The sequence below is a fragment of the Streptomyces sp. 150FB genome (assembly GCF_000818195.1).
GTDB lineage: Bacteria > Actinomycetota > Actinomycetes > Streptomycetales > Streptomycetaceae > Streptomyces.
Genome location: NZ_JTHL01000001.1, coordinates 9,135,501 through 9,162,321, shown reverse-complemented (window position 1 = coordinate 9,162,321; position 26,821 = coordinate 9,135,501). Strand labels below are relative to the sequence as shown.

The window sequence follows — 26,821 nt, the reverse complement described above, 5'->3', positions numbered from 1 at the left end:
TACGGCCGCTCGGCGCGGCGGAGGTTGCCGTATGACCACCGGAACTCCCCCCGTGACTCCCCCCGACTCCGCGCCGCCCGCCGTGAGCGGCCCGTCCATGACGCCCCGCAACAGGCTGCTCGTGCTGCTCGCCGGCGTCCTGGTGCTGGCAGCCGTGGCCGCGGCGGCCGTGGTCCACGCGAGCGACCGCGCGGCGCGGGCCCAGGTCACACAGGCGGGCGGCCCACCGGTCGGCGCGGGACCGGTGTCCCTGTCGCAGGGCCCCGCGCGGCGGATCGTCTTCCGCAACATGGCGCTGGGCCCGCACCGGGACGAGCTCAGCACCGTCCCCGCCACGGATCCCGGCGGCCGCCGTACCGCTTCCGGCGTCGCCTGCCTGCGGTTCTACGCGGCGGCGGGCACCGGGATCTGCCTCCAGGCGGTGCACGGCGGCATCCAGGACACCTACCGCGCCGTGGTCCTCGACAGCCGTCTCAAGGAACGCGCGCACTACGACCTGCCCGGCATCCCGACCCGGGCCCGGGTCTCGCCGAGCGGGCACCTGGTGGCGTGGACCGTCTTCGTCGGCGGCGACTCGTACGCGGGAACCAACTTCTCCACCAGGACCGGGATCGTCGACACACGCACCGGCCACCTCGACCAGAGCCTGGAGGACTTCCGTACGGTCGAGGACGGCCACACCGTGCACCCCGCCGACATCAACTTCTGGGGCGTCACCTTCGCCGACGACCGGTACTTCTACGCGACGATGGCAACCGGCGGCAAGACCTACCTGGTCCGGGGCGACATGACGGGCCATACCCTCACCACACTCCACACGAACGTCGAGTGCCCGTCCCTGTCGCCGGACGGCACCCGGATCGCCTACAAGAAGCGGGTCGCCGGCCTGCCCGCCGACGCGCCGTGGCATCTGTACGTCCTGGACCTGCGAACGATGCGCGAGACGCCACTCGCCGAACCCCGCAGCGTCGACGACCAGTTGGTCTGGTCGGACAACGGAACCGTGGTCTACTCCATGCCCAGCGACTACGGCTCCGACCTCTACACCCTGTCGGCCGACGGCTCGGGCGCCCCGCACCTCATGATCGAGGCGGCGCTCGCCCCCGCGTACCTCGACTGACATCCGTCGCGGTTACGCGGCCGGGCCGGCGTCAGCGCGGCGGCGGGGCGACAAGTGGCGCGCCGGCGTCTCGAGGGCGGCGGTGACCTCGCGTACCGCACCGGGATCGGCCGCCCCCGGGCGGCCAACGCCGGGCGGCCTCCGCGTAAACACCGTCACCCTCGGGGTACGGGGTCCGTGTGGTCCATGATCCAGCGGGCCAGGGCCGCCTGATAGCCGGGGGCGAGGCGGGTGCCTCCCTCCGTCCGGACCCGGTGATCACCGCCGGGGTACACCCGCACGGTCAGCGTGGCCCTGTGGTCGCGGCCGGGATCACACGCGGCGGCACTGAACACGCGGATGCTGTCGGCGACGGGGACCAGGTCGTCCGCGCCGCCGAAGATCGCCAGGTGCGGGCAGTTGAGGCGCATGACGTCCCGGACAGGGTCGTGGTCCTGTTTGTGTGCGAGGAAGGTCCAGAGGCGTTCGTCCATGCCGGCCCAGTACTCGCCAAGTCCGGCCCCTCCTCCGGCAGCGTCGACAAGTGCCGCCGCGGCGGCGAAGTCAGCGCCGCCGCGGCCTGCTTCGACGAGCCGGTCGTACAGAGCCAGAGCGCTGTCGGTGTCGCGCCTCGCCGTGTCCGATGCGCGCAGGGCGTTGGCCAACGCATGACGTTCCTGCACCGCGGGAGTCACTCCCGGGCAACTGTTGGTGATCACCCAGGGCAGATCGTCACGGGCAGCCGCTGCGCGCAGGACCACCCAGCCGCCCTCGCTGTGGCCGAACAGCCCCACCGAGCCCGCCGGGATTCCTGGCTGGGCTCGAAGGAAGTCCAGCGCGGCACCCGCGTCGGCGGCCAGATCGTCCATGGTCGCCTCGCGCCAGTCGCCGGACGATTCACCGACACCTCGCTTGTCGTAGGACAGCACTGCGACACCGGCCTCCACGAGGCGCCGCCGGATGGGCGGGAAGTAGCTGTCGTTGTCCCGGTCGGACGGTCCGGATCCACCGACCAGCACCACTCCGGCCGATACCGCGCCACCCTCCGGTACGTCCAGTGAACCGGCCAGCCTCACCGGCCCGTTGACGAACCTGACATCACGCGGGGCCCGATAGGTCGACATGGGACCAGTGTGCCCGCGACGGACCTGCCGCTGCCCGGCGCCCCCACCTTGCCGGCAGCGGCCCGGACCTCAGCGCGGGAGCGCCTTCGCGGGCACCGGCCGGGGGCGGCGCAGCAGCCACTGGACGAAGCTACGGCGGGGCGGCCTGGGCGGCCGTACCGTGATGCTGCCGCTGTGCACCGAGCCCGTCACCTGGACGCGCAGCCTGACCTCGGTGGCCGAGGCGAGTGGTGCTCGGTTGCGCACACTGCCACTGCCCACCTCCACCTCGTCGACGTCCACGAAGACATCGGGCGGAACCACCAGTGTCAAGGACCCACTGCGCACCGAGGCGTCGATCTCCAGCGTGGGCAGCACCATGACGGCCCTGGTGAAGTCGAGAACGACGGACCCGCTCCTCGCTTCGACCTCCAGGCGCCGGGGGACCACCCAGGCGCCGTCGCGCTTCGCGCTCCCGCTGTCCACCGCGATCCGGGACATCTCCTTGGGAGTGACGGCCGCCGCACCGACCACCGGCGCGGGCCCGGCCGCGGGCAGATCCGTGAGCAGTACCTCGAGCTCCCCGTACGTACGGGCGGTGAGCGCCACACCGAGCCGTTCGTCCAGCTCCTCGGCGGTCAGCCGGCCGTCTCCCGCCGCGACCCGCAGCAGTTCCACGACCTGGTCGCGATCTTCGTGGGACGCGCGCAGTTCGCCGCGATCTGGCACCAGTTCACCGGACATGCTTTCACTCTAGTGGGCCAACTACCCGCTGCGACAGCTTCCTGAGCGCCTCCCGTCCGTACGTGCTGCCGCGACGCGCCACGGGCGGGCGATGGTCCGCGACGTGATCGACGACCTGTACGACGTCCTGCCACGCTGAGTTCTCCGTCCGCCCGAAGCCCGAAGCCCGAAGCCCGAACTGCGCGCGGGGCTCACGGTGTTCTCACTGGGAGGTCCGGAAGGTGGCCATCATGGCCATGTCCTCGTGTTCGAGGTTGTGGCAGTGCAGCAGGTAACGGCCCGCGTAGTCGTCGAACCTGATCGCGACGTCGGCGTACTGCTTGGGGCTGAGATCGATGGTGTCCTTCCACCCGTGGTCGCCCGCTCCGGGCGGGCCTCCGTTGCGCGAGACGACCTGGAAGGGCGAGAGGTGGATGTGTACGGGGTGATAGGCGTCCGTGGCGAGGCGCCAGATCTCGACCTCCCCCAGGTGGGGTGCGGCGTCGATACGCTCCGGGTCGAACTCGCGGCCGTTGATGACCCAGCCGGTCGTGTCCGCACCCATGCTCGTGACCTTGCCCTTGCGGAACATCCAGGGCCGCGTCTTCGCCGACTTCGTCGGCAGCGTCTCGATCGTGGAGAGCTTGGCGGGTATGCGGCTGTCGTCCTTCGCCTTGCGGGCGACGACGAAGCGCATGATCTGCGCGGTCCCGCCCTTGCCCGCCCGGTTGGTGAGTGTCACCCGCGTGCCGACCGGGTAGGCGCCGAAATCAATGATCACGTCGAACCGCTCGGCCGGTGCGATCGGGAGGGTGGTGTGCCGCCGCGGTGCCTCCAACAGCCCCTGGTCGGAGCCGATCTGGGTGAATGACGTGCTCCCACCGGGTACGGGGTCGAGCGCCAGCTCGTAGCGGGGGGCATTGGAGGCGTTGAGGACGCGGAACCGGTAGCGGACCGCTTCGACCTCCAACTCCGGCCAGGGAGCCCCATTGACCAGGATGACGTCACCGGCCGCGCCCGCCATGTGGTCGGCGTCGACGCCCGCCATGCTGATCAGCCGTGGATCCATGGCCGGATAACTGAACTCGCCGTCCTTCTCGAACGCGCGGTCCGTGATCATCAGCGGGATGTCGCGGTCCGCGTCCGGCAGCGGCAGTGCCTTCTCCTCGTCGTCGGTCACCAGCAGGAATCCGGCCAGCCCGCGCCAGACCTGGGGGCCGGTGAAGCCCATCCGGTGGTCGTGGTACCAGAGCGTCGCGGCCCGCTGGTCCAGCGGATAGGTGTAGTCGCGGGTGCCCGTGGTCGCCGTACCGCCGACGGCCTGCGCCGCGAACTTCGCACCGCCGGTGGCGGGCAGCACCAGATCGGTCGGGAAGCCGTCGCTCTCCGGCGGGGTGTGGCCGCCGTGCAGGTGTACGACGGTCGGCACGGCCAGCTCGTTGCGGTAGCGGAGTACGGTCTTCCGTCCGCGCCGCGCCGCGATCGTCGGCCCCGGGAAGATCCCGTCGTACCCCATGATCGTCGTCCGGAGGCCGGGCAGGATCTCGGCACGGGCTTCCCGTGCGGTGATGTCGTAGTAGTCGGCGTCGGCGGTACTGCGCGAGGGCCGCTTCACCGGCGGGATCGGCAGCGGTACGGCGAACGGTTTGGGCAGCGCGGCCGCGGACTCGATCGTCCGGCCGTCGAATTCGGCGCCGCTCGCACCGGCCCCGGAATCCGAGCCCGCCGACTCGCACCCGGTCAGCGTCCCCAGCGCCACGGCGCCCGTGAGCGCCGCCGTAGTACGGAGAAAGTGCCGTCGATCCAGTCCGAAGAGTTCGTTCATGACGATGACGATCGGCGACGCCGCCCGTCATCGGCATCGTCCGGACGCGGTGGATCCGCCCTACCGCGCGTGCGGTACGGCGGTACGCGGACCCGTACCGCACCCGGACGACGACGCCGCGTGCGGGCCTCCGCTACCTTGCGTGCCATGGCTGATCACCGGTTGTCCCGGATGCGCGACCGTGTCACCTCCCGTCCGGGGGCCGTGGACGCGGCCCTCGCTCTGCTGGTCGCCGGCGCGACACTGCTCGCCGCGCGGTTCGGGCCCGGGAACCCCTCCGGGAGTCCGCTCGGCGTGGAGGATTTCCTCGCCGGTGCGACGGCGTTCGTACTGATAGCCGCCCGGCGCCGGTGGCCGCTGCCCGTCTTCGGTGTGGTCACGGTGGCGAGCGCCGCGTTCAACCTGCACGCGGCGCTCGTCGGCCCGCTGCTCGCCGCGAGTGTGATCTGCACGTACACGGTCGCCTCGCGGACCACCCGGAGGATCGCCGTGGCGGCCGGCGCCGTCACGCTCGTAACGGTGTACGTCGCCGTGGTCGTCGGAGCCGGCCGGAGCTGGACGGATCCGCTGAACGCCTCGATCGTTGCGTGGGGCGCCCTGACTGTCGCCGTCGGTGACGCCGTCCGGATCCGCCGGGCCAATCTGAAGGCCGTGGAGGAACGCGCCCGGCAGGCCGAGCACAGCCGCGAGGAGGAGGCGCGCCGCCAGGTCGTGGAGGAGCGGCTGCGTATCGCCCGGGACCTGCACGATGTCGTCGCGCACCACATCGCCGTCATCAACGTGCAGGTCGGCGTCGCCGCCCATCTGCTGCGGGACCATCCCGAAGGGGCCGAGGAATCGCTCGCCCACGTCCGGGGGGCCGCCCGTACGGTACTCGCCGAACTCTCCTCCGTACTGGACGTGTTGCGCTCCGAGGACCCGAACTCCTCGACCGAGCCACCGCCGGGACTGAGCCGGCTGGCGTCGATGCTGGACTCGCTGACCGCCGTCGGGCTGCGGGTCGAGCACCGGCAGGAGGGCGAGGCGCGTCCGCTGCCTTCGGCGGTGGACCTGGCCGCGTACCGCATCGTGCAGGAATCCCTCACCAACGCCCACAAGCACGGCAGCGAACCGGCGGCGCGGCTGCGGCTCGACTACACGCCCGCGGGTCTCGGGATCGTGGTCGAGAACGCCGCCGGGCGCCGGGTCCCGGACGCGGACGGCACCGGACACGGCCTCATCGGCCTGCGGGAGCGGGTCAGTTCGGTCGGCGGGACGGTACGGACCGGACGCGGCGACGACGGCCGGTTCACCGTACGGGCCTTCCTGCCGGCCGCCCTCGAAGCCCCGCCTCGTGAAGCCCCGCCTCGTGAAGCCCCGCCTCGTGAACAGGCGCCGCCCGAACACGCGCCGCCCGTACCCTCACCACTCGAACTCGCGTCTCCCGAACTGCCCGCCCTCGACGGACAGGACATCCGCCCGTGACGATCAGAGTGCTGCTCGCCGACGACCAGACGCTCATCCGCGCCGGATTCCGGGTCCTCGTCGACCGCGCGCCGGACCTCGAGGTGGTGGGCGAGGCGACGACCGGACGCGAGGCGGTCGACCTCGCCGGCAGCACCCGCGCCGATGTGATCCTGATGGACATCCGGATGCCGGATCTGGACGGTATCGAGGCGACCCGGCTCATCACGGCGGACGAGGACCTGGCAGGGGTACGGGTGCTGATCCTGACCACCTTCGAACTCGACGAGAACGTTCTGCGCGCCCTGCGCGCCGGGGCGAGCGGATTCCTCAGCAAGAGCGTCGAGCCGGTCGATCTCCAGGAAGCCATCCGGGTCGTCGCGCGCGGCGAGGCGCTGCTGTCGCCGAGGGCCACCCGGGGCCTGATCTCCCGCTTCCTGTCCCAGCCGGACCCGGGGCCGCTGCCCAGCCCGGCGGTGCTCGACTGTCTCACCGAGCGGGAGCGCGAGATCATGGCGCTGGTCGCGGACGGGCTCTCCAACGACGAGATCGGCGAGCGGCTGTACGTCTCCCCGCTGACCGCCAAGACCCATATCAACCGGGCCATGATGAAGCTGGGCGCGCGCGACCGCGCGCAACTGGTCGTCCTCGCCTACCAGAGCGGCCTGGTCCGCCCCGGCGACCCTGTGCGGTGAGAGCCCGGCGTCCCACATTCCCCCGTCGCGATCCGAAGGTGAATACTGTTGGCGGGCGCAAAAGCGGGACGGCTGTCCCGACGCACGATGTGACCGACGACGACAGCCTGTTGTCATTGTCGGAAGGGAGCGCGATGGAGCCCGGCGACCCCCGAGGGGACGACGAGAGCGGCACGCGTCAGTCGGACGCACCGCAGGCGCCCGGCGGGGCCGGTACTCAGAGCCGCGCCCGGCTCATCCACGCGCTGGCCGCCGCCGTCAGAGGACGCGACGCCCGGGAGATTCCCGGGCAATTGTGCCGGGCCTGCGTGGACGTTCTCGACATCACCGGCGCTTCGGTCTCCCTCTCCGGCGGTCCCGGCATGCGCACGCTGTGGTGGTCGAGCGACCCGGTGGCCGAGCAGCTCGCCGAAGCCCAGTACACGCTGGGGGACGGCCCCTGCCACAGCGCCCTCTCGCTGGCCGCTCCGGTGCTCGGCGGCGATCTGACGGACGGCGCCGACGTACGACGCTGGCCGCTCTTCGCCCGGCGCGCGGTCGAGCTGGGCGTACGAGCGGTCTTCTCGCTGCCGCTCGGCAGCGAAGCGGTGACGATCGGCACGCTCGACCTCTACCGGGACCGGCCGGGCGACCTCAGCGCCCAGGACATGGCCTTCGCCTTCCCTGCCGGTGATGCCATCACGCTGGCCCTGATGAGGCTGCACTCGGGAGGCGTCGGCGACGACCAGGACGTGACGTCGTGGCTGGACGCCGCCGAGAGCGAACATGAGGAAGTGCATTACGCCACGGGCATGGTGATGGTCCAGCTCGGCGTCGATCCGCAGTACGCGCTGGCCAGGCTCCGCGCGTACGCTTTCGTCGAAGGCCGGACGGTGACCGAGGTCGCCCGGGACGTCATCGCACACAGGGTGGTCCTCGATGAGTAGGACCGTCACCGAGGTGCGGAAGACAGGGACGGTGGATCCGGCATGAGCCGCCAGCAGCACGTCGCGGAGGCTTTTGTCAGCCTTGCCGACACCTTCGGGTCCGGCGTCGATCCGCTCGTCCTCGTCGACCGGCTCGTCGGCCACTGCGTGCGTCTCACCGGGGCCGACGCGGCCGGGATCATGATGGTCACGGCCCGTGGCGGCCTGCGGACGATGGCCGTGTCGGACGACCGCGCCGACCTGCTGGAGGTCTTCCAGCTTCAGACCGGTGAGGGTCCCTGCGTGGAGTGCCTGCGGCGGGAACAACCCGTGAACGCCGGGGACCTGGCCGCGCACCAGGACCGCTGGCCGGGCTTCGTACCGCTGGCGCGCGCCGCCGGGTTTCACGGTGCGTACGCTCTGCCCGTACGCGTCAACGAACAGACCATCGGCGCCCTCAACCTGCTGTGCGCGTCGCCGGGCGCGCTGACGGAGGACGATCTGCTGCTCGCGGGCGCTCTCGCCGATGTCACCGCCGTCGCGCTGATGCACTGGGACGTGGAGCCCGTACGGCCCCAGGACGTCCTCACCCTCGTCCAGGCGGTCATCTCGGCGAAGGCGACCCTGGAGACGGCCAAGGGCATGCTGGCGGCGCACGGGCTGCTGACTCCGGCGGAGGCGGGCGCGGCGCTGCGGGCCTACAGCCGGCGGCAGGGCAGGCGCCCGAGCGAAACCGCTCAGGAACTCGTTCACCGCACGCTCGACCCGGCGACCGTCGTCGTCTTTCGGGAGGGTCCTTTCGCGGCGGACTCGTCGACCGCGCCGGGCGGCGACCGTTCCTGAGCCGGGAATCGGCTCTCGGACCGGACACGCGCGCGTTGATCCGGTCAGGCCGGGCGCCTGTCGCCTTTCGGCGGCGGCCCGCTGGTGCCGTGCCGGGCGTTCCGGGCCCGCGAAGATCCGCCGGACAGGGCCTAGCATGAGTGGGGAGGCGGGACGTCTACGCGTACCGGAGCGCGTCCACGCGTACCGGAGCGTCCCGGAGCGTCCCGGAGATGCCGACGGCACATTCGGGCAGAGCCACGCCCCGCCTCGCGCCTCCGCGCCGCGCAGAGGGGAGGTCTTCCCGTGACCCGCGCCGGCCGACTCGCGGACGCCATGGCCGAGCCCCTGATCGGCCGCTCCGAAGAGCTGGACATGCTGAGCGACTTTGTGGACACATCAGCCGCTCATGGTGGGGCGATGCTGCTGTCGGGCGAGCCCGGTGTCGGCAAGACGGCCCTGCTGAACGCGGTCGGACGGCTCGCGTCCACCCGCGGGACCCGGGTCTTGCGGGCCTCCGGCGCGGAATTCGAAGGCGCCCTCAGTTTCGCCGGGCTCAACGAAGCTCTCTTCCCCCTGCTAGGAGCGATCGAGGAGCTGGACCCTCCGCACCGGGAGGCACTGCGTGTCGCCCTGGGTTTCGGCAGTGGTACGCCGCCCGGTCGGCTGATCGTGTCCAACGCGGCCCTGCTCCTGCTGCGCCGGGTGGCCGCCGAGGAACCCCTCCTGCTGATCGTCGACGACCTTCACTGGCTCGATCAGGCGAGCGCGTCCGTTCTGGGTTTCGTCGCCCGTCGGCTGGCCGGCAGCCGGGTGGGGTTTCTCGCCGCGTCCAGGTCGGGCGCGGCCGACCACTTCGACCACGGCGGTCTGCCCGGGTACGAACTCCCGCCGCTCGACGCCGAATCGGCGACCGCGCTGGTGAGCCGGAGGTTCCCGGCGCTCGCGCCAGAAGTACGGGATCGCATGCTGGCCGAGGCCCGGGGCAATCCGCTCGCGCTCCTCGAACTGCCGACCGCGCTGAGTGTGCCGCAGCGGGCCGCACAGGAGTCACTGCCCGACGTGCTGCCGCTGAGCCTTCGCCTCCAGGCGCTCTTCGTCTCACGCGTGCTCCGGTTGCCCGCGTCGTCACAACACCTGCTCCTGCTCGCGGCGCTGGACGGCACCGGGGATCTCGCCGTACTGAAATCGGCAACGGCGGGGACAGCGGGAACGGAGGGGGCGGCAGAGGCGGAGGGGTCGGCAGAGGCGACTGCGGTCTGTGACCACGACAACGACCTCCAGGCGTTGACGGCCGCCGAACGTGACCACTTGATCCATGTGGATGAACACACCGGCCGGCTCCGCTTCCACCACCCGCTGATCCGCTCCGCGGTGATCGAGGCCGCTCCCAGCAACGAACGGCGCCGCGCCCACCGGACGCTGGCCCGCGTCCTGGTCGATCAGCCCGAGCGGCGTGCCTGGCACCTGGCGGAGGCGTCCGTGGGACCGGACGAGGAGGTCGCGGCCTCGCTGGAGGACGCCGCGCGCCTCATGCTGCGCAGGGCGGACGCCGTCGGCGCCGTCGCCGCGCTGACAAGAGCGGCGGATCTGAGCCCGCTCGGATCCGCCGGCGGCCGGCGGCTGGCCGAGGCCGCCTACATCGGGGCGGACGCGATCGGTGAGCTCCAGAGCGCTTCAGAGCTTCTGAAGGACGCCCGCAGGGCCGATCCGGACTTCGGCGGGACGCTGCACTTCGCGGCAGCGGCCGCGTCCGTACTGATCAACGGGGACGGCGACGTCGACACGGCTCATCACCTGCTCACCGATGCGATCGAGTCCGGAAGCCACGGGTACGACGCCAGGGACAAGCCTCTCGTCGACGCGCTCCACACACTCCTCCTGGTGTGCTGGTTCGGTGGCCGGCGGGAGTTGTGGGATTCCCTGTTCACCGCGATCGACCGGCTCGAACCCGCCGTTCCGCCGCTGCTGTCGCTCGTCAGCAGGACCTTCCCGGATCCGGTGCGTACGGCGCGGCCCGCCCTGGACGACCTCGACTCCGCACTGGACGCCTCTCACGACGAGACCGATCCGGCACGCGTCGTGTGGCTGGGCACGGCGTGCGTGTACACCGACCGGCTCAGCAGAATTCGCGAACCCACCTGGCGCGTCGTCCGTGCGGGGCGCGACGGCGGCCCCGTCCGCAGGTACCTCGGCGCGCTGAGCCACCTCTGTCTGGACGACTACCTGACGGGGCAGTGGGACGAGGCGACGGCCCTGGCCGGCGAAGGCCTCGCACTGTGCCGGGGACACGGATACGACTACTACGCCTGGTACTTCCGCTACTGCCTGGCCCTGCTCGCCGCCGCCAGGGGCGACTTCCGGGGCAGCCTGGATCTGGCCGACCGGATCACCCGGTGGGCCGCGCCGAGAGGCGCCAGGGGCACCGAGGTGTACGCCGATCATGTGCGGGTGCTCGCCGCCCTGGGCAGCGGTGACTTCGACACGGCGTACGGGCACGCGGCCGGCATCAGTCCGGCGGGGGTGCTCGCGCCGTACGTCCCGCACGCCCTGTGGGTCACGTACGACCTGGTGGAAGCCGCCGTGCACACCGAACGCTGTACCGAAGCGGCCGACCATGTGCGGGCGATGCGGGAAGCCGACATCGCCGCGCTCTCCCCTCGGCTCGCCCTGCTGTCGGGAGCCTCCGCCGCCTCGGCCGCCGACGCCGTCGGCGACGAGGGCGCGAGCGGGTATTTCGAGGAGGCACTGTCCGTACCGGACGGCGACCGCTGGCCGTTCGACTTCGCACGGGTGCAGCTCGCCTACGGGGAACACCTCAGGCGCGCCAAACGCGTTGAGCAGGCGAGGGCACAACTCGCCTCCGCCAGGCGGAGTTTCGCATGGCTGCGGGCGGCGCCCTGGGAGCGGCGCGCGACCGCCGAGCTACGGGCGACCGGCCTCAGCCGGGCGGGCTCGCCGCACTCCGGCCTACCCGAACTCACCCCGCAGGAGCGGGAGATCGCTTCGCTCGCCGCGTCCGGGCTGACCAACAAGCAGATCGGGGAACGGCTGTTCCTCTCCCACCGGACCGTGAGTGCCCACCTCTACCGCATCTTCCCGAAGCTCGGCATCACGTCCCGGGCGGCTCTCAGGGACGCTCTCGCCGGACTGCCGTGAACTCCCCCGGTCAGCGGGTCAGCGGCTGAGCGGCGTCACCCGGCCGCGGCGTCACCTGGCGTCACCCGGCATCGGGCTCGGCGACGATGGAGAAGTCGGCGGAGCCGTGGCCCGCACCGACCGCGTTTTCGAGGGTGGCGAGCGCGGCGGCCGTGGCCGGAAGAGCCGAGTCGCTGGTCCGCATCATCAGACGGACGTCCTTCGTCAGCAGGTCCGTCGAGAACTGGGTGTCGGCGAAGGCATGTTCAAGGATCGTGGGGCCTTTGAGGCCGGCCGTCCGTGCCAGCATCGTCAGGTCCAGGGCGGAGATGATCTCGGCGGTGTCCAGGTCCCCGGAGTGGCCCAGCCGAAGGGCCTCGACGAGTCCCTGGATGCCCACGGCGATGGCGAGGTTGGCGATGAGCTTCACCACGGCGGCCTTCGCCGGGGTGTCGTAGGTCTTCGTACGGGCCGGATCGGCCCACACCACCACATCCCTGGCCCTGGCCACCGCGTCCGGATCGCCGCCGAGGAGCGTACCCATAGCGCGGGCGCGCGCGGGGGCGAGGGACCCGACGACGGGGGCGTGCACATAGGCGACGGAGTGTTCCCGTGCCCACCGGGCGAAGCCGTCGGTGTCGTCGGGTGAGACAGTCGTGACGTCGATCCACAGCGCGCCCTCCGCGATGGGCAGGTCCCCTCGCGGCACGACCTCACGTACCGCGTCGGCCCCGAACAGCACGGTGACCACCACCTCGGCGCCGGCGACGGCATCGGACGCCTCGCGGGCCGCGCGTGCGCCGAGGTCCACCAGCGGGCCGGCCGCCTCGGCCGTGCGGTTCCACACCGTGACGTCATGCCCGTCGGTCACCAGGTGCGTCGCCAGCTCGGTTCCCATCCGCCCCAGTCCCAGGAATGCGATCTTCATGGTGTTCTCCTCTCCCTGCCGCCCAACCGCCCGGCCGACCACCCTTCGGTCCTGCTTCCAGAGTGGGCATCGGCGGTGAGCCGCCGCATCGGTCGAATGACTGCGCTGTCGAGACCGCCGAGTCATTTGACTGATGCAGTCGCACGGGACCGGCGCAAGGGTGGAGTGTGTCGGTCTTGGCGCTCCCGGGTGCTCCGCTCTCCGCGACCTCCGGGCGGGCCGGGCCGGGGCGTCATCACCTTCGACTGAGATTTCGGGAGACTCCCATGTCCTCAACCATTGTCGTCACCGGCGCCTCCAGTGGCTTCGGTGCACTCACCTCCCGCGCCCTCGCCGACGCCGGACACACCGTCTACGCGGGCATGCGCGGGACCACGGGCCACAACACCAAGGCCGTCGCCGAGGCGGAAGAGTACGCCCGGGAGCACGCGGTGGAACTGCGTACGGTCGAACTCGACATCTCCGACCAGCAGTCCGTCGACACCGGCATCGGCGAGGTCATGGACCGGACCGGCCGGATCGACGTCGTGATCCACAACGCCGGTCATATGGTGCTGGGCCCTGCGGAGTCCTTCACCCCGTACCAACTGGCGCAGGTCTACGACACCAATGTGCTGTCGGCCCAGCGCGTCAACCGGGCCGTACTCCCGCAGATGCGGGCCCGCCACGACGGGCTGCTGGTCTGGGTGGCGTCGAGCAGCACGTTCGGCGGCTCTCCGCCGTACCTCGGCCCGTACTTCGGGGCCAAGGCGGCGATGGACCACCTGGCCAAGACGTACGCCGTCGAACTGTCGCGGTTCGGCATCGACAGCAGCATCGTCGTCCCCGGTTCGTTCACCTCGGGCACCAACCACTTCGCCCATGCGATGCAGCCCGACGACGAGGAGACAGCGAAGGCCTACGAGGAGTTCTACTCCGGAATGATGGAACAGGTCGGCGAGCGGCTCGCCGCTCTCGCGCCGGCCGACGCGGATGTCGGGGAGGTGGCGCGCACCATCGTCGACGTCGTGGACAGCCCGAAGGGCAGCCGGCCGTCCCGGATCACCGTCGACCCCGCCGACGACGGGTCCGAGACGGTGACCGATCTGGCCGACCGCGTCCGTGCGGACTTCTACGAGAGGATCGGGCTGGCGGACCTGCTGAGCACGCGCGTCGCTCCGTGATCGTCCGGCTCCGCACAGGTTAAAGATCAAGCCAGGACCTGTTTCGGAAGCCGGGGGATGTCGGTTCTGAAGGGTGGCGTTCCTCGTAGGGTGAGAGACGGCCGAAAGGGGCCAACGACCACGGGAGCCAGGTATGACGCGGTATTTGATCTCGTTCGACGACGGCGCGATGGCCATTTCGGAGGAGGAGTTGCCCGAGGTGGCCGAGGCCGCGCACGCGGTGGTGCGTGAGGCTCAGGCCGCTGGCGTGTGGGTCTTCGGTGGTGGATTGGAAAGCCAGCGGGCGAGCGTCGTGTTGACCGACGGGACGGTCACCGATGGCCCGTACCCGGAGACCAAGGCGGTGCTCGGCGGGTTCTCGATCATCGATGTGCCCTCACGTGAGGAGGCGCTGGAGTGGGCTGCCAAGACCGCTGCCGCGTGCCGCTGTGCGCAAGAGGTCCGGGAGATCATGCCCGACCCGACCTTCTGATCGAGGACGACGTGCTGCGGCGGGCGACCGCCACGGGAACCGAGCTTCTGGCGGAGTGTGCTGCCTGGCCGTACCGGTGCCCGCTACGGAGATCGCGGCGGAGGAGGTCCCCGCGGCGATGTCCGTCTCGGGTCCGGCGGGCCACTTCAGATGCGAGGCGATCGAGGGGCACGGCCGGATCCTGACGGTGATCGCGGCCGAATACGCAGGATCAGAAGGGTAGTTGATCCCAATTCGATCACAGGCCGGCGCGGAGCGGGCGGGCCCGGAAGCATGGGGCCCGATACGAGGAGAGCCGATGACCGACGATCAGGGGACTCAGACACCGATGGACCGGATCGACACAAGTGTCCCGCATTCCGCACGGATCTGGAATTACTGGCTGGGCGGCAAGGACAACTACGAGGTGGACCGGGTGCTGGGTGCGCGGATGGAGGAAGTGTTCCCGCAGATCATCGATATCGCCCGCGCCTCGCGCCAGTTCCAGACGCGCGCGGTGCGGCATCTCGCCGGTGTGGCGGGCGTACGGCAGTTCCTCGACATCGGCACCGGGCTGCCGACGGCGAACGCGACACACGAGGTCGCCCAGTCGGTCGCCCCGGAGGCGCGCATCGTCTACGTGGACAACGACCCGATCGTTCTGGCCCACGCCCGCGCGCTGTTGACGAGTCGGCCGGAGGGGGCCACCGACTATGTGCACGCGGATCTGACGGACTCGCGTACGGTCCTGCGGGAGGCGGCGAAGACGCTGGACCTCGGGCAGCCCGTGGCGTTGATGATGCTCTCGACCCTGGGACATGTCGCGGACTCGGGTGAGGCAGCGGCGCTGGTGCGCAGTTATCTGGACGAACTCCCCACCGGGAGCTACCTGATGCTGTGCGACACGATCGCGACACCGGAGACCGAGGCCGGGTCGGACGAGTACGCGAGCGGCGGTGCCATGCCGTACATCTCGCGCCCCAAGGAGGACATCCGCGCCTTCGCCGACGGTCTGGAGCTGGTGGAGCCGGGCTTCGGGTCGATCAGCCTGTGGCATCCGGACGAGCAGGTCACCGGTGAGCCGGTCGAACAGTGGGGATTTGTCGCCGCCAAGCGGTAGGCGGTACGGCGGTCGCGGCCCCGGGAGGACCCTCGTACGCGAGGGTCCTCCCGGGGCAGGAGCGGGGTTACGGCGTGACCGGCTTCCGGAGCAGAAGACACGCCCCCGCGGCCTTCCCCAGGCTCTCCCGATCGAGGAACAGCCGGGCACGCACCTCAAGGCCGGCACGGGCCGCGACTCCCGCGACGCGGTCGGGCGGCATCAAGTAGACGTCGACAGACATCGGGTGACCGCCGTACCCCTTCTTCTTGTGCCGCCGTTCGTCGCCGGCGTGGAAGCCGAGCAACACATGACCGCCGGGGGCGAGCACCCGGTGGAACTCGTCGAACACCACCGGTAGCACCTCCGGTGGTGTGTGGACGAGGGACCACCAGGCGAGGACCCCGCCGAGCTCGCCGTCCCGCTGCTCCAGGGCGGTCATCGACCCGACGTCGAACCGCAGCCCGGGGTGGGCACGGCGGGCCACCTCGACCATCCCCGGCGACAGATCGACACCGAACGCGGTCAGCCCGAGCGAGTGCAGGTGGGATGTCACATGGCCGGGGCCGCATCCCACGTCTGCCACAGGTCCGTTGCCCGCGTCCCGTACGAGTTCGGCGAACGCGGCCAGCATCGCGTGGCCGAAGGTGTCCCGGTCGAAAGCGGGAGGCACCAATGTGGCGTAGTCGGCGGCGACGGTGTCGTAGGACTCCCGGGTGGAGCGCAGGTGGGCGGGCTCAGTCATGGCGGGACCCTACCCGGCCGTACGCGGGGAGTCCTGCGCGGGAGCCTTGCCCATGCGCCCGCGCAGGTCTGCCTCAGCCGCGGTCCAACTGGAACGTCGCCAGTTCCCACGGCCGCAGTTCCACCGTGACAGCGCCGTCGCTGACGGTCAGTTCCTCCCCCGGGTTGCCGAGCAGGTCGCAGCGGCGGGCGGAGCGCAGCCCCGGCAGTGCGAGGCGGGCCGGGGCGGAGTGCGGCGTCTGGGCGCAGACGCGTACCTCCAGCGGGCCGTCCCGGTCGCGGGCGGAGCTGAAGACCACACCGCTGCCACTGACGGTGAGCGAACCCGCCGCCTCGGGGAGTTCGGTCGCTGCCGGAGCTGTGCCGGAGAGGGCGACGAGCGGATGGCGGAAGGACTCGGCGGCGGTGTGCGGGTCCGCCTCGTCCCAGGCGCCCGCGTACGGCAGCAGGGCGAAGCCGACGGTCCGGAGCCCACGACACTGCGCGGCCGGGGTGGGGACCTGGGGTCCGGCGGGCTCGTCCCTGTGGGCGTGCCGGTTGCGCGAGATCTGTCCGGTGGGACGAAGCAGCGTCACGGCCAACTCCTCCCCGTCGCGCACGAGTTCGTATTCGGTCGGGTGTTCCAGCAGGAGGGCGGCGCCGCCCGCGGCGACGAACGCGGAGGCCGGGAAGGTCGGCAGGGGCTCCTCACCGAAGCCCGCCTCCGCCGTCAGACCGCGCTCGACCACCGCGAACTGCCCTTCGCCGTACGAGGTTTCCGCCCGCCGAGGCAGTGGCACATGCAGCCGTACGCGGTGGTCGTCGCCGCGGTTGTCGAAGGAGACCCCGAAGCGTACGAAGGGCTCCCCGGCGCGCAGTTCGACACGGCTGGTGACGGTCGTCGGCTCGGTGCCGGGCGTACGGCCGTCGGCGGCGAAGTCACCGGCCAGCGGCCAGTCGTAGCGCCGCTCGACCTCGTAGGCGGCCACGAGCGGTCCTTCGGCGGTGCGGCGGAAGGTGACCTCGGTGGGCCGGTCCACGAGCACGTCGTGCGCGGGCGGCGCGTAGTTGTACGTGTCACCCAGGTCTCCGCCGTCGACGATGCGGCCCGCGCCGGTGAGGGACACGCCCTCGGGGGTGCTGACGGAGAAGGTGCCGTCGTCGGCGATCTCCACGCTGACCAGGCCGTTGGTGAGCGTCCGGCCGGACTCCCCTACGGCTGCGGGGTGTTGGGGCGGTTGTGCGGCTCCCGCGACGGCCCGCAGCGTGGTGTGGCCCAGCGCGGGGACGTCCACCAGGGCCGCGACCCGCTGCCACGGCTCCGCCTCGATCACGACCCGCCAGTCACCGGCGTCCGCCTGCCGCCCTCCCGCTTCGGCGAGCGCGGCAGCGACCTCGGCGCGGTCGAAGCGCAGTTCACTGCGCGGGGCGACGGTGAAGTGCAGCAGCCTGGCGTCCGCCTCGACCCGCCAGGCGGTGATCTCCTGCCCGTACAGCTCGATTCCGTGGATGCGGGCGAGGACGGTCGGGAGCCGGTCGGCGGCGAACGTGTCGTCCGCCAGCAGGGTCGGTGTGGTCGACAACTGCTGGGCGGGGAAGGTCCGTCCAGCCGCGTCGGTGAGATGGACCGGCCCCGCGCCGGGGACGTCCAGCTCCACCTGGCCGGTGCGCGCCGCGGGGGTCGGGTTGAGCACCAGCCGCGCGTCGTGCGGAACGCGCGCGGTGAGCTGCTTTCCGACCATGTCCCGTACTGTCAGGCCGAGTTGCTCGGCCTCTGCGATGCGCGCCGCGACCTGCTGAGCCGTCTCGTCGCAGCCGCAGCCGGTGACCGAGTCATGGCAGGAGACCTCGATGAGGCGGTGCCAGGCCATGTCCAGGAACCGCTGGGCCGATCCGTCGTACCAGAGGGCGGCGAGCGGTTCGGCGTAGCGTTCGACGGCGCGCTCCGCGCGGGCCATGGCCTGCTTGACGGGGGCGCGCACGGAGAAGACGCCGGGGAGGATGTTGGCGTGGGCGTGGCTGCGCAGCTCGCCCTCGACCGTCAGCAGACCGTCCGTGCCGGTGGGCTGTGCGTCGAAGTACTCCGCCATGGTCGCCAGGCGCAGGGTGACTCCGCCCTGCCCGGCCCGCTCGGCCTCGGCGTTGTGCCGTACGAGGAGGTCGGCGAGGTCGGCGGCGGGTGCGGTGTGGTCGGAGCCGTACATGGCGAGCATCGGGGAGCCGTCGGGGCGCCAGGGGCGCAGTTTGGCAGCGATCGTGGAGGCGCGCTCGGCCACCTGAGAAGGGTCGTCGAAGAGACCGACGGCGTTGCCGTAGCCGCCTGCGGCGAGATATTCGGTGCGTACGGCCGTGCCGTCGGGCGCGGTCCACGCGAAGGCGTGCCGGTCCACAGCGGCCGGAACACCCCTCCATACACAGGCGTGTTCGATGCCGGCGCCGCGCAGGATCTGGGGCATCTGCGCGCAGTGGCCGAACATGTCGGGGAGGTAGCCGACGCGCAGCGAGCCGCCCATCTCCTCGCTGCGGCGCAGCCCGAGTTCCAGGTTGCGCACGATGTTCTCGCCGGAGCAGAGGAATTCGTCCAGCAGGATGTGCCACGGCCCCACGGCGAGGCGGCCCGACTTCACCAGTCCGATGAGCCGCTCGCGCTGCTCGGGGCGGACCTCCAGGTAGTCGTCGACGGCGACGGCCTGCCCGTCGAGGGTGAAGCGCTGGCGCGGGTCGTCCTCCATCCGCTGGAGCACCTCGTCGAGGAGGCCGATGAGCTGGAGCCGGAACTGCTGGAAGGGCAGGTACCACTCGCGGTCCCAGTGCGTGTGCGGGACCACCACCAGCTCGTCGGCGGCGCCTGTGCCACGGGTCGTGGCCGGGGCTCCGGGGTTCGGGCGGGGTGTGGTGCTGGTCATGCGGGTGGGGCCTCTCGTACGTGGGAAGGGGGTGCCGCGGCCTCCGCCGGGCACCTCAGGCGTCAGGCGCAGAGCGCTATGACCTCGCAGGTGTGGGTCTCCAGGCGGTGCGTGCCGTCGGTGGCCGGCAGCAGGGTCCGGTCGTCGCGGACGACGGTACGGCTGCCGTCCGGCCGGACCAGTACGGTGCCGGCGGCGTCCAGCGCGAGCAGTTCGTCCCCGCAGCGCAGCAGCAGCGGCGCGCCCGGGCCTGCCGACACCGCGGTCCGCCCCGCTGCCAGTGCACCGAGGACGTCACCGTCCTCCGCGAGGACCCAGGTGGTGGGCGTACCCGGCGGCCGGCCGTCGGTCGGCCGGTGGAAGTCGCTGCCGCCGAGCGGGATCACGTCGGGCCGCCAGGCCCGGGACCAGGCGAGCGGCGCGCCGTGCCGCCGGTCGGTCCAGGTGTGGTGCCACACCTCGGCGTGCCGCGGCCGGGGTCCGGTGAAGGGAAGTTCCCACGCGCAGTCGTCGGCCAGGGGGTGGTTGACGGACAGCACACCGCCGCCCTCCTCGGCCTGTTTCAGCCAACTGCTCGCGTCCTCGCGGAAGTCGATCCAGCCGGTGGGTCCGAAGACATTGGCGTGCCCGAGGTCGGTGGTGACCTCCTGGCCGGGCAGCAGTGTGATGCCCTGCCGCCGGCCTGCCGCGTCCAGGTGCGGGTGGTGGCTGACGGTGTTGTGGTCGGTGACGGCCAGGAAGTCCAGGCCCTCGGCGGCGGCCAGCCTGGCGAGTTCGTCGATGGTCAGCGCGCCGTCGCTGTGCAGTGTGTGGGCGTGCAGGTCCCCGGCGAGCCAGCGGGCACCGTCGACGCCGGGCACTCTCGGGTCCCGGCGCGGCCGGTCGGCGAGCGGTACGGGCTTCGGCACCCCCTCCCCGGGGGCGGCCGGCGCGCTCGCGTACGTCCGGGCGGTGACCTCGTACGGCAGCCCTTCCGGCGGGACGCGGTGCAGCCGCAGCAGCACCTGCCAGGTCCCGGCGGTGAGCGGGCCCGGCAGATAGCCGGGGGTGGCCCACTCTCCCGTCACCGTGAAGGTCCGTCTGGCGCCACCCGACCAGCCGTGGAACTGCCCCTCGGCGCCCAGCAGTCCGAGGTCGAGCACACCGGCGGCGGCGGGGAATTCGAGCGTGACGCCGAGCGCGCCGGTACCGGGCGGCACTTCCACGGGGAGGGCCCGCAGCACCTGCTCGGCGCGGTGTTCCATGGTCCAGATCCCGCGGTGCGTGCGGGTGCGGTCGGCCGTCACGCGGGCACCGTCTCCTCGCTCGGGGTGTCGGCCGCCCGTACGAGGTCACCGTCGCGGTAGAGCAGTGCGCGGTCCTGGCGCGGCACGGCGCGGCCGATCCCGCCGACGACCGGTTCGTGGTCCTCGGAGACCACGACCCGTACGGTGGTGTCACCGCACTCCAGGGAGACGAGTTGCGCGCTGCCCAGGTTCTCGACCACCGAGACGGTGCCTTCCAGCGCGCCTTCCACGGCGGTGTCCGACCAGCACAGGTACTCGGGGCGGATGCCGTAGACGACCTTCTCGCCGTCGCGTACGACGTCGGCCGTTCCGGCCGGGAGCGGCAGCGTGCTTCCGCAGGTCGTGAGGGCCTCGCCCTGGATCTCCGCGTCCAGCAGGTTCATCGGTGTCGATCCGATGAAGGAGGCGACGAACGTGCTGGCGGGGCGGCGGAACACCTCGGTGGGGGTGCCGGTCTGCCGGAGCCTGCCGCCTTCCATCACGGCGATGCGGTCGGCCATGGCGAGGGCCTCGGCCTGGTCGTGGGTGACGAAGACGGTGGTGACGCCCAGTTCGCGCTGGAGCTTCTTGAGGAACGTACGGGCTTCGAGCCGCATCCGGGCGTCGAGGTTGGACAGCGGCTCGTCGAGCAGGAAGACCTCGGGGTGGCAGGCCATGGCGCGGGCGAGTGCGGCGCGCTGCTGCTGGCCGCCGGAGAGCTGTCCGGGCCTGCGCTCGGCGAGTTGGCCGAGGCCGAGTTCCTCGGCGGTCCGCCGGGCCTTCTCGGTGCGTTCCGCCTTGCCCTGCTTCTTCACCTTCAGCGGGTAGGCGATGTTCTCGTTGACCGTCATGTGCGGGAACAGCGCGTAGTCCTGGAAGACCATCGCGATGTCCCGCTTGCCGGGTTGGAGGTCCGTCACATCGCGGTCGCCGATCCGGATGGTGCCCGCTGTGGCGGCCTCAAGACCGGCGATGGTGCGCAGCAGGGTGGACTTGCCGCAGCCCGAGGGGCCGAGCAGGGCGAAGAACTCACCGTCGCGGACGGTCAGTTCGAGGTCGTCGAGAGCCTGGACGCCACCGGGGTAGACCTTGGCGAGCCGGCTCAGGGTGATGTCTGCCATCAGGCCTTGATCCCTCCGTGGAAACGGAACCCGTACCGGCGGCTGACGAAGAGGAACATCAGCACCACCGGCAGTGAATAGAGCAGCGAGAAGGTGGAGATGAGGGCCAGGTCGGGCTGGCCGCCCTCCGTGTAGAAGGTGTACATGACCACGGCGGCCGGGGATTTGTCCGGTGAGCGCAGCAGTAGGAACGGGATGAGGAAGTTGCCCCAGACCTGAGCGACCGTCCACACTCCGACGGTCGCGAGCCCCGGCCGTACGACCGGAACGACGATGTCCCACATCACCCGCAGCGGGGAGGCGCCGAAGACGCGCGCGGACTCCTCGTAGGACCGTGGTGTGGTGTCCATGAAGTCCTTGAGGATGAATATCGCCGCGGGCAGCAGGCCGCCCGTCAGTACCAGGATCACCCCGAGGTAGGAGTCGACGAGGTTCAGTTCGGCGGCCAGCAGGAAGATCGGCACCATCGCCGCTGTCCCGGTCACGATGGAGGAGAGCAGCAGCAGCGCGTACAGCAGCCCGTCGCGGCCGGGGATGCGCACCCTGCTGAGGGCGTACGCGGCGAGCGCCGAGAGCGCGACCACGAGTACGGCGCTGCCGACCGCGAGAATGACGGAACTGGCAAGCGAGTTCACCGCGTTGGGGTTGTCCCAGAGCCGCTTGAAGTTGTCGAGGGTGAAGTCGGGGACGGAGGCGGTGATGCCCGGGTGCCGGTCGAAGGGCGCGGTGGCCAGCCAGAGCAGCGGCAGGGCGAAGAAGGCCAGGGCGAGTGCGACCAGCGTGTACGAGCCGACTCCGCGCAGCAGTTCGGTGACCGCGTTCCCCGAGCGGGGGCGGGTGCGGGACCTCATGCCGCCACCTCCTTCTCCGTGTCGGAGCCCGGGGCTCCGGTGGCGTTCCCCGTACTCCCCGTACTCGCCGAACTACCGGCGCTCTTCGCGTCCTTGGCGGTCTTCCGGCTCTTCTTCTTCTGACCGAGCAGCCGCAGGTAGATCACCGCGACGATCAGGTTGATCAGCAGCATCAGGAAGGAGATCGCCGCGCCGTAGCCGAGCTGACCGCTGCCCAGCGCGGTCTTGTAGATGAAGACCGGGAGGGTCTCCGTCGCGCCGTCGGGTCCGCCCGCTGTGATCAGGAAGGGGGTGAAGTCGTTGAAGGTCCACAAGCTGATCAGCAGGAGGTTCGTCAGTACGTGGCCCCTGATGCACGGGAAGACGACGTCCCGCAGTTGCTGCCAGCCGCCGGCGCCCGCCAGCCTGGCGGTCTCCAGGTGGGACCTGGGTACGTTCCCGAGGGCGGCCCCGTAGAGCATCATCGAGAAGGCGGTGCCGCGCCAGACGTTGTAGACGATGATCGACAACATCGGGTGGTCGAGCAGCCAGGCGGCGCCCGGTGTGTGGAGCAGTGTGTTGAGTGTGCCGCCGTCCCGGTCGAGGAACGCGATCCAGAGGAAGGCGACCACCGAACTGGGCAGGATCCAGGACAGCATGATCAGCGCTTCGAGCAGGCCCTTGAGCCAGCCGGAGCGGTCCCGCATCCACCAGGCCAGCGAGAATCCGAGACCGGCCTGGCCGATGACGGCCGAGCCGAGCACGAAGAGCAGGGTGAGCAGCAGGGAGTGCAGGAAGCCGCTGTCGCTCAGTGCGTTGGTGATGTTGTCGAGGCCGACGAAGCTCGGGTCGATCGCCGGGATGCCGGTGAGCCGGTAGTTGGTGGAGCCCAGGTAGAGCGTCCATACGGCGGGCAGTACGAGGAACAGCGCGATCAGGACGAGCGCGGGCGCGACAAAGGCGGCGGCGCGGCGGCGGCCGAGTCCGGCAGCGTCGCGTTCGGAGTCCTCGGGCGGCGGGGTGTCCCCGGGCTCCTGGGCGCCGGTGCCGGCGCCCGCGGGGGCGCCTGGCTCAGCGGACGATGTGGTCGTTGCCACCGAGAACCTCCTCCAACTGCTTGCGGTATGCGGCGGCAGCCTGCTTCGGGTCCGTTCCCGAGACCACTTGGGCGGTGGCCTCCTGAAGGGCGAGGGAGACCTCGGGGTAGGCGGCGAGCGGCGGGCGGAAGGTGGTGACCGGCAGCGCCTTGGTGGCGGCGAAGGTCAGCATGGGGTCGTTGTGGAGCACGGTGGCGTTCACATCGTCCCGCTCGGTGATCATCGCGTTCTGGCCGAGCCTGGCGCGCAGCGCCGCCGCCGAGTGCAGGGACGTGAGCAGCTCGAACGCCTCCCGGGGGTACCGGGTATGGGGGTTGAGCACATGCACCGCGCCGCCGGAGAGACTGACGTGGTCCCTGCCCTCGATGCCCTCGCCGGGCGCCCGGGCGGGGAAGAGTGTGTATCCGACCTCGGTGTCACGGTTCTTCATCGGTGTGAGCCCGGTCTTCGGTGCGACGACGTCCCGCCAGAGGTAGTCGCTCTCGCCGATGATCCCGAGCCGTCCTTCGGAGAACTGCTCGAAGGACCTGTCCCGCCCCTTCACCTCCTGCTGGAGCTTAGGGTCGCCGAGTCCCCCGTGGTAGATGTCCCGGTAGAAGCCGAGCACGGCGCGCAGCTCCGGGGTGTCGCCGTACCAGAGGTCGCCCTTGCTGACCTGGCCGCCTGCCCCGGCGAGCAGCGGCAGGATGCCCTGCATGGTGGTGGCCTCGCCCATCGGCGTACCGGCGTTGATCTGCAGGGGCGTGACTCCGTCGATCCGCTTGAGGCGGCGGGCGGCGTCGAGGATGTCCTGCCAGCCACGCGGCGTCCAGTCGGCGGGCAGCCCTGCCTTGCGGAAGAGCGGCTTGCTGTAGAAGAGCACGCGCGCGTCGGTGCCGGCCGGGATGCCGTACAACTCCCCCTCGAAGAAGGCGAGGTTGCGTACCCGTGCGTTGATCTGCTTCCAGCCGTCCCAGGCCGCCGCCCGCGAACCGACCACGTTACGCAGCGGTTTGATGTAGCGGGCCTGTGCGAACTCGCCGACGCAGATGCCGTCGATCGACATGATGTCGGGCCCGGCCTGTGCCTTGAGGTCGAGCGCGAGCTTTGTCTTGTACTGCTCGTCGTCGACGCCGCTGGGCGCGAACTCCACCCGTACGTGTACGCCCTTGGCCCGCTGCTCCGCCACGAACCGGGGGATCACCCAGTCGGTGATCCAGTCCGCCTCGTCGGCGTTCTTTCCCCCGGAGACGGCGTTGCTCGCGACGGTGAGTAGCTTCTCCCCGTCCCCGCCGTCGTTCCGGGTCGGATCGAGCGGGCTCCCGCACCCGGCGAGAGCCACTGAACCGGCCCCGAGCAGGGCCGCTGTCAACGTGGTCCGCCGCGCGATGACTGCCATTCGGCGCCTCCCTGCGCTGAGGATCGTGCCGGAAGGTTTACACGTGGCCCCAATGACGTAAAGACCGGTTGTCCTAACATTCACATCACAGTTACACGGATGCGGTAAGGACAGGGGCTCGGGGTACGGGTCCCGGCACCGCGTTCGCCCCTCTCGGGCCGTCGGCATCGTGGTGACCGAAAACGACCGGGCCCGCCCTGTCCGGGGACGTCCGATGTGGCTACCGTGGCCACGGAGGAAAAGCGAATGATCAAGACGGTGTTCCGGAGTGACGACCTGCCGCCCGCCGAACGGCTCGCCCGCTTCGACGAGTTCCAGGTCGGCAGCGTGCATCCGATGCGGGTGCTGAGCGACGATCCGGCGGACTTCCGCGCGACGGCGCGGGCGCTGGACCTCGCGGCCGTGAACGTCGTCGAGCTGACATGTTCGTCCTCCGACGTGCGGCGGACGCCGAAGCTGGTACGGGCGGCCGACCCGGAGCTGTACTCCCTCGTGTTCGCTCTGCGCGGCGAGCTGGGAGTGACTCAGGCCGGCCGCGAAACGGCCCTGCGCGCCGGGGACTTCGCGTTCTACGACAGCTCGCGGCCGTTCAGCCTCGACATCGCCGGGGGCCGCGGGACGACCACGCTCGTACGCGCCCACGTACCCCGGGCGCTGCTGGCGATGTCGATGGACGACACCGACCGGCTGGTCGCGGTTCCGCTGTCCGGGCGGGAGGGCATGGGAGCGCTGCTCGTCCAGTTCCTGACCAGTCTGACGACGGACTCCGCCGGCTACCGGCCCGCCGATGTGCCCCGGCTCGGCACGGTGGCCCTCGACCTGCTGACCGCGGTGCTCGCCCATCACCTCGACGCCGGGGACCGGGTGCCCGACGACTCCCGGCAACACGCCCTTGTCCTGCGCGTCGAGGCGTTCGTCCGGCAGCACCTGCACGACCCTCAGCTCTCCCCGGGGGCGATCGCCGCCGCACACCACATCTCCGTCAGCTATCTGCACCGGCTGTTCCGGGCTCGCGGAACCACCGTCTCGGCCTGGATCCGGGGCCTGCGGCTGGAACAGGCACGACGCGACCTCACCGACCCGGCGCTGCTGATCGTGCCCGTCCACCGGATCGCGGCCCGCTGCGGCTTCCACGACCACGCCACCTTCACACGTGCGTTCCGGGCCGCTTACGACGTACCGCCCAGGGATTACCGGCACCGCGCGCTCAGCGCCGCCTCGGCGTAGGCCCGCCTGACCAGCCGGACCAGCCTGACCAGCCGGACCAGCCGGACCAGCCGGACCCGGTGGACGCGCCGCAGCCGTGCAACGTGCCCGCAACGTCGAAGCGGGTTGACTCGGCCACCACATCAGTGTGGCCCGGTGGCGATGGACCGGACCGGTGGAGGGCTGGCACATGAACCGACACGAGGCGCGGAACCAGCAGGACCACATCGGCGGCGCACCGGCGACGGACGGGCAGGCCGCCCGGGTGGAGATCACGCCCGCAGCCGCCGATCTGATCCGGCGGCTGCGGGCGGACCACGGGCCCCTGATGTTCCATCAGTCGGGCGGCTGCTGCGACGGCAGCGCGCCCATGTGCTTCCCGGCCGGTGAGTTCCGTACGGGCAACTCCGACGTGCTGCTCCAGTCCCTGGAGGTCGAGGGAGTCGCCGAGCCGGTCCCCTTCTGGATGTCCGTCAGCCAGTACGAGGTGTGGAGTCACACCCGGCTGATCGTCGACGTCGTGGAGGGGCGCGGCAGCGGCTTCTCCCTGGAGGCTCCCGAGGGGGTGCGGTTCCTGATCCGCTCGCGGCTGGTCGGCACGTGACAGCGCGGCACGCGGTGCCGCTCGCTCTACGGTCTGACGCTGCTCACCAGCCCCGCCGTGGTGGAGATCCCGTCGGCGATGGTCGGAGCCATGCTCGACCCCGCGAGGAAGAACCCCAGCAGGACACAGACCACCGCGTGTGAGAGCTTCAGTCCGCCGTTGCGCAGAAAGATCACGGCGAGGACCACGAGAAGCAGCACCAGTGAGATCGAAATGGCCATCGACAACCTCCTCGGCCGCACGACGATATGCGGCATTCGGCCGCCAGTGTGGCGGAGGTCGGAGGCCGGACGGCCG

23 protein-coding genes are annotated in these 26,821 nt (G+C 71.0%); 11 read left to right on the top strand and 12 right to left on the bottom strand.

Annotated features, from left to right (window positions below):
• Positions 1–97 precede the first annotated feature (97 nt).
• Positions 98–1,120 (top strand): hypothetical protein, encoded by a 1,023-nt coding sequence (locus tag QR77_RS39245; RefSeq protein WP_040026693.1) that lies wholly within the window; start codon positions 98–100, stop codon positions 1,118–1,120.
• Positions 1,121–1,275: 155 nt separating this feature from the next.
• Here the strand turns inward: QR77_RS39245 and QR77_RS39240 are convergent, their stop codons facing one another.
• The 3 genes from QR77_RS39240 to QR77_RS39230 all read right to left on the bottom strand — a co-directional run bounded on the left by QR77_RS39240 (position 1,276) and on the right by QR77_RS39230 (position 4,750).
• Complete coding sequence (locus QR77_RS39240; RefSeq protein WP_052489426.1) at positions 1,276–2,223, bottom strand: alpha/beta hydrolase; 948 nt, start codon at positions 2,221–2,223, stop codon at positions 1,276–1,278.
• A 69-nt stretch (positions 2,224–2,292) separates the two neighbouring features.
• Entirely contained in the window at positions 2,293–2,946 is a 654-nt protein-coding gene (locus QR77_RS39235) for a DUF1707 domain-containing protein (RefSeq protein WP_040026692.1), read from the bottom strand.
• A 202-nt stretch (positions 2,947–3,148) separates the two neighbouring features.
• A complete protein-coding gene (locus QR77_RS39230) occupies positions 3,149–4,750 on the bottom strand; it encodes a multicopper oxidase family protein (protein WP_040026691.1) in 1,602 nt (533 codons plus the stop codon).
• Between the two features lie 147 nt (positions 4,751–4,897).
• On the opposite strand from QR77_RS39230, the gene QR77_RS39225 reads away from it, so the two are divergent.
• The 5 genes from QR77_RS39225 to QR77_RS39205 all read left to right on the top strand — a co-directional run bounded on the left by QR77_RS39225 (position 4,898) and on the right by QR77_RS39205 (position 11,774).
• A complete protein-coding gene (locus QR77_RS39225; protein ID WP_078877674.1) occupies positions 4,898–6,214 on the top strand; it encodes a histidine kinase in 1,317 nt (438 codons plus the stop codon).
• Positions 6,211–6,888 (top strand): response regulator transcription factor, encoded by a 678-nt coding sequence (locus tag QR77_RS39220; RefSeq protein ID WP_040026690.1) that lies wholly within the window; start codon positions 6,211–6,213, stop codon positions 6,886–6,888. The genes QR77_RS39225 and QR77_RS39220 overlap by 4 nt, the downstream gene beginning before the upstream one ends.
• A gap of 134 nt (positions 6,889–7,022) precedes the next feature.
• On the top strand, positions 7,023–7,814 hold the full coding sequence (locus QR77_RS39215) for a GAF and ANTAR domain-containing protein (RefSeq protein ID WP_040026689.1): 792 nt from the start codon (positions 7,023–7,025) through the stop codon (positions 7,812–7,814).
• A gap of 42 nt (positions 7,815–7,856) precedes the next feature.
• A complete protein-coding gene (locus QR77_RS39210) occupies positions 7,857–8,636 on the top strand; it encodes a GAF and ANTAR domain-containing protein (protein ID WP_052489424.1) in 780 nt (259 codons plus the stop codon).
• A gap of 285 nt (positions 8,637–8,921) precedes the next feature.
• Positions 8,922–11,774, top strand: coding sequence for an AAA family ATPase (locus QR77_RS39205; protein WP_347359818.1), 2,853 nt, complete (start codon positions 8,922–8,924; stop codon positions 11,772–11,774).
• A 61-nt stretch (positions 11,775–11,835) separates the two neighbouring features.
• Here QR77_RS39205 and QR77_RS39200 read toward each other — a convergent pair whose 3' ends face one another.
• Entirely contained in the window at positions 11,836–12,681 is an 846-nt protein-coding gene (locus QR77_RS39200; RefSeq protein ID WP_040026688.1) for an NAD(P)-dependent oxidoreductase, read from the bottom strand.
• A 266-nt stretch (positions 12,682–12,947) separates the two neighbouring features.
• Between QR77_RS39200 and QR77_RS39195 the strand changes: the two genes are divergently transcribed.
• The 3 genes from QR77_RS39195 to QR77_RS39185 all read left to right on the top strand — a co-directional run bounded on the left by QR77_RS39195 (position 12,948) and on the right by QR77_RS39185 (position 15,415).
• Positions 12,948–13,844: an SDR family oxidoreductase gene (locus QR77_RS39195; protein ID WP_040026687.1), complete on the top strand. Its 897-nt coding sequence runs from the start codon at positions 12,948–12,950 to the stop codon at positions 13,842–13,844.
• A 133-nt stretch (positions 13,845–13,977) separates the two neighbouring features.
• A complete protein-coding gene (locus tag QR77_RS39190; RefSeq protein ID WP_040026685.1) occupies positions 13,978–14,316 on the top strand; it encodes a YciI family protein in 339 nt (112 codons plus the stop codon).
• Between the two features lie 298 nt (positions 14,317–14,614).
• A complete protein-coding gene (locus tag QR77_RS39185) occupies positions 14,615–15,415 on the top strand; it encodes an SAM-dependent methyltransferase (RefSeq protein ID WP_052489423.1) in 801 nt (266 codons plus the stop codon).
• Between the two features lie 67 nt (positions 15,416–15,482).
• Here the strand turns inward: QR77_RS39185 and QR77_RS39180 are convergent, their stop codons facing one another.
• The 7 genes from QR77_RS39180 to QR77_RS39150 all read right to left on the bottom strand — a co-directional run bounded on the left by QR77_RS39180 (position 15,483) and on the right by QR77_RS39150 (position 24,714).
• Positions 15,483–16,139, bottom strand: a complete 657-nt coding sequence (locus tag QR77_RS39180; protein ID WP_040026684.1) for a class I SAM-dependent methyltransferase — start codon at positions 16,137–16,139, stop codon at positions 15,483–15,485.
• A gap of 73 nt (positions 16,140–16,212) precedes the next feature.
• The gene (locus tag QR77_RS39175; protein WP_078877673.1) at positions 16,213–19,023 is read right to left on the bottom strand and encodes an alpha-mannosidase; all 2,811 of its coding nucleotides are present in this window, start codon (positions 19,021–19,023) and stop codon (positions 16,213–16,215) included.
• 62 nt (positions 19,024–19,085) lie between these two features.
• Positions 19,086–20,309 (bottom strand): CehA/McbA family metallohydrolase, encoded by a 1,224-nt coding sequence (locus QR77_RS39170; RefSeq protein ID WP_040026683.1) that lies wholly within the window; start codon positions 20,307–20,309, stop codon positions 19,086–19,088.
• Complete coding sequence (locus QR77_RS39165; RefSeq protein ID WP_040026682.1) at positions 20,306–21,409, bottom strand: ABC transporter ATP-binding protein; 1,104 nt, start codon at positions 21,407–21,409, stop codon at positions 20,306–20,308. Before QR77_RS39165 ends, QR77_RS39170 begins: the two co-directional genes overlap by 4 nt.
• The gene (locus tag QR77_RS39160; protein ID WP_052489422.1) at positions 21,409–22,260 is read right to left on the bottom strand and encodes a carbohydrate ABC transporter permease; all 852 of its coding nucleotides are present in this window, start codon (positions 22,258–22,260) and stop codon (positions 21,409–21,411) included. Before QR77_RS39160 ends, QR77_RS39165 begins: the two co-directional genes overlap by 1 nt.
• The gene (locus QR77_RS39155; protein ID WP_078877672.1) at positions 22,257–23,336 is read right to left on the bottom strand and encodes a sugar ABC transporter permease; all 1,080 of its coding nucleotides are present in this window, start codon (positions 23,334–23,336) and stop codon (positions 22,257–22,259) included. The genes QR77_RS39160 and QR77_RS39155 overlap by 4 nt, the downstream gene beginning before the upstream one ends.
• Positions 23,311–24,714, bottom strand: a complete 1,404-nt coding sequence (locus QR77_RS39150; protein ID WP_040026679.1) for an extracellular solute-binding protein — start codon at positions 24,712–24,714, stop codon at positions 23,311–23,313. The genes QR77_RS39155 and QR77_RS39150 overlap by 26 nt, the downstream gene beginning before the upstream one ends.
• A gap of 246 nt (positions 24,715–24,960) precedes the next feature.
• Here QR77_RS39150 and QR77_RS39145 point away from each other — a divergent pair, with 246 nt between their 5' ends.
• Together QR77_RS39145 and QR77_RS39140 are read left to right on the top strand one after the other, a co-directional pair.
• Entirely contained in the window at positions 24,961–25,941 is a 981-nt protein-coding gene (locus QR77_RS39145; RefSeq protein WP_040026678.1) for a helix-turn-helix domain-containing protein, read from the top strand.
• Between the two features lie 244 nt (positions 25,942–26,185).
• The gene (locus tag QR77_RS39140; RefSeq protein ID WP_040029446.1) at positions 26,186–26,524 is read left to right on the top strand and encodes a DUF779 domain-containing protein; all 339 of its coding nucleotides are present in this window, start codon (positions 26,186–26,188) and stop codon (positions 26,522–26,524) included.
• A gap of 26 nt (positions 26,525–26,550) precedes the next feature.
• Here QR77_RS39140 and QR77_RS39135 read toward each other — a convergent pair whose 3' ends face one another.
• Positions 26,551–26,745, bottom strand: coding sequence for a hypothetical protein (locus tag QR77_RS39135; RefSeq protein ID WP_040026676.1), 195 nt, complete (start codon positions 26,743–26,745; stop codon positions 26,551–26,553).
• Between the last annotated feature and the right edge of the window lie 76 nt (positions 26,746–26,821).

Coding starts and splice junctions, on each gene's coding strand:
- QR77_RS39210 (WP_052489424.1), top strand. CDS start 7,857: ATGAGCCGCCAGCAGCACGTCGCGGAGGCTTTTGTCAGCCTTGCCGAC.
- QR77_RS39225 (WP_078877674.1), top strand. CDS start 4,898: ATGGCTGATCACCGGTTGTCCCGGATGCGCGACCGTGTCACCTCCCGT.
- QR77_RS39200 (WP_040026688.1), bottom strand. CDS start 12,681: ATGAAGATCGCATTCCTGGGACTGGGGCGGATGGGAACCGAGCTGGCG.
- QR77_RS39230 (WP_040026691.1), bottom strand. CDS start 4,750: ATGAACGAACTCTTCGGACTGGATCGACGGCACTTTCTCCGTACTACG.
- QR77_RS39145 (WP_040026678.1), top strand. CDS start 24,961: ATGATCAAGACGGTGTTCCGGAGTGACGACCTGCCGCCCGCCGAACGG.
- QR77_RS39195 (WP_040026687.1), top strand. CDS start 12,948: ATGTCCTCAACCATTGTCGTCACCGGCGCCTCCAGTGGCTTCGGTGCA.
- QR77_RS39175 (WP_078877673.1), bottom strand. CDS start 19,023: ATGACCAGCACCACACCCCGCCCGAACCCCGGAGCCCCGGCCACGACC.
- QR77_RS39245 (WP_040026693.1), top strand. CDS start 98: ATGACGCCCCGCAACAGGCTGCTCGTGCTGCTCGCCGGCGTCCTGGTG.
- QR77_RS39165 (WP_040026682.1), bottom strand. CDS start 21,409: ATGGCAGACATCACCCTGAGCCGGCTCGCCAAGGTCTACCCCGGTGGC.
- QR77_RS39240 (WP_052489426.1), bottom strand. CDS start 2,223: ATGTCGACCTATCGGGCCCCGCGTGATGTCAGGTTCGTCAACGGGCCG.
- QR77_RS39135 (WP_040026676.1), bottom strand. CDS start 26,745: ATGGCCATTTCGATCTCACTGGTGCTGCTTCTCGTGGTCCTCGCCGTG.
- QR77_RS39190 (WP_040026685.1), top strand. CDS start 13,978: ATGACGCGGTATTTGATCTCGTTCGACGACGGCGCGATGGCCATTTCG.
- QR77_RS39180 (WP_040026684.1), bottom strand. CDS start 16,139: ATGACTGAGCCCGCCCACCTGCGCTCCACCCGGGAGTCCTACGACACC.
- QR77_RS39160 (WP_052489422.1), bottom strand. CDS start 22,260: ATGAGGTCCCGCACCCGCCCCCGCTCGGGGAACGCGGTCACCGAACTG.
- QR77_RS39185 (WP_052489423.1), top strand. CDS start 14,615: ATGACCGACGATCAGGGGACTCAGACACCGATGGACCGGATCGACACA.
- QR77_RS39150 (WP_040026679.1), bottom strand. CDS start 24,714: ATGGCAGTCATCGCGCGGCGGACCACGTTGACAGCGGCCCTGCTCGGG.
- QR77_RS39215 (WP_040026689.1), top strand. CDS start 7,023: ATGGAGCCCGGCGACCCCCGAGGGGACGACGAGAGCGGCACGCGTCAG.
- QR77_RS39235 (WP_040026692.1), bottom strand. CDS start 2,946: ATGTCCGGTGAACTGGTGCCAGATCGCGGCGAACTGCGCGCGTCCCAC.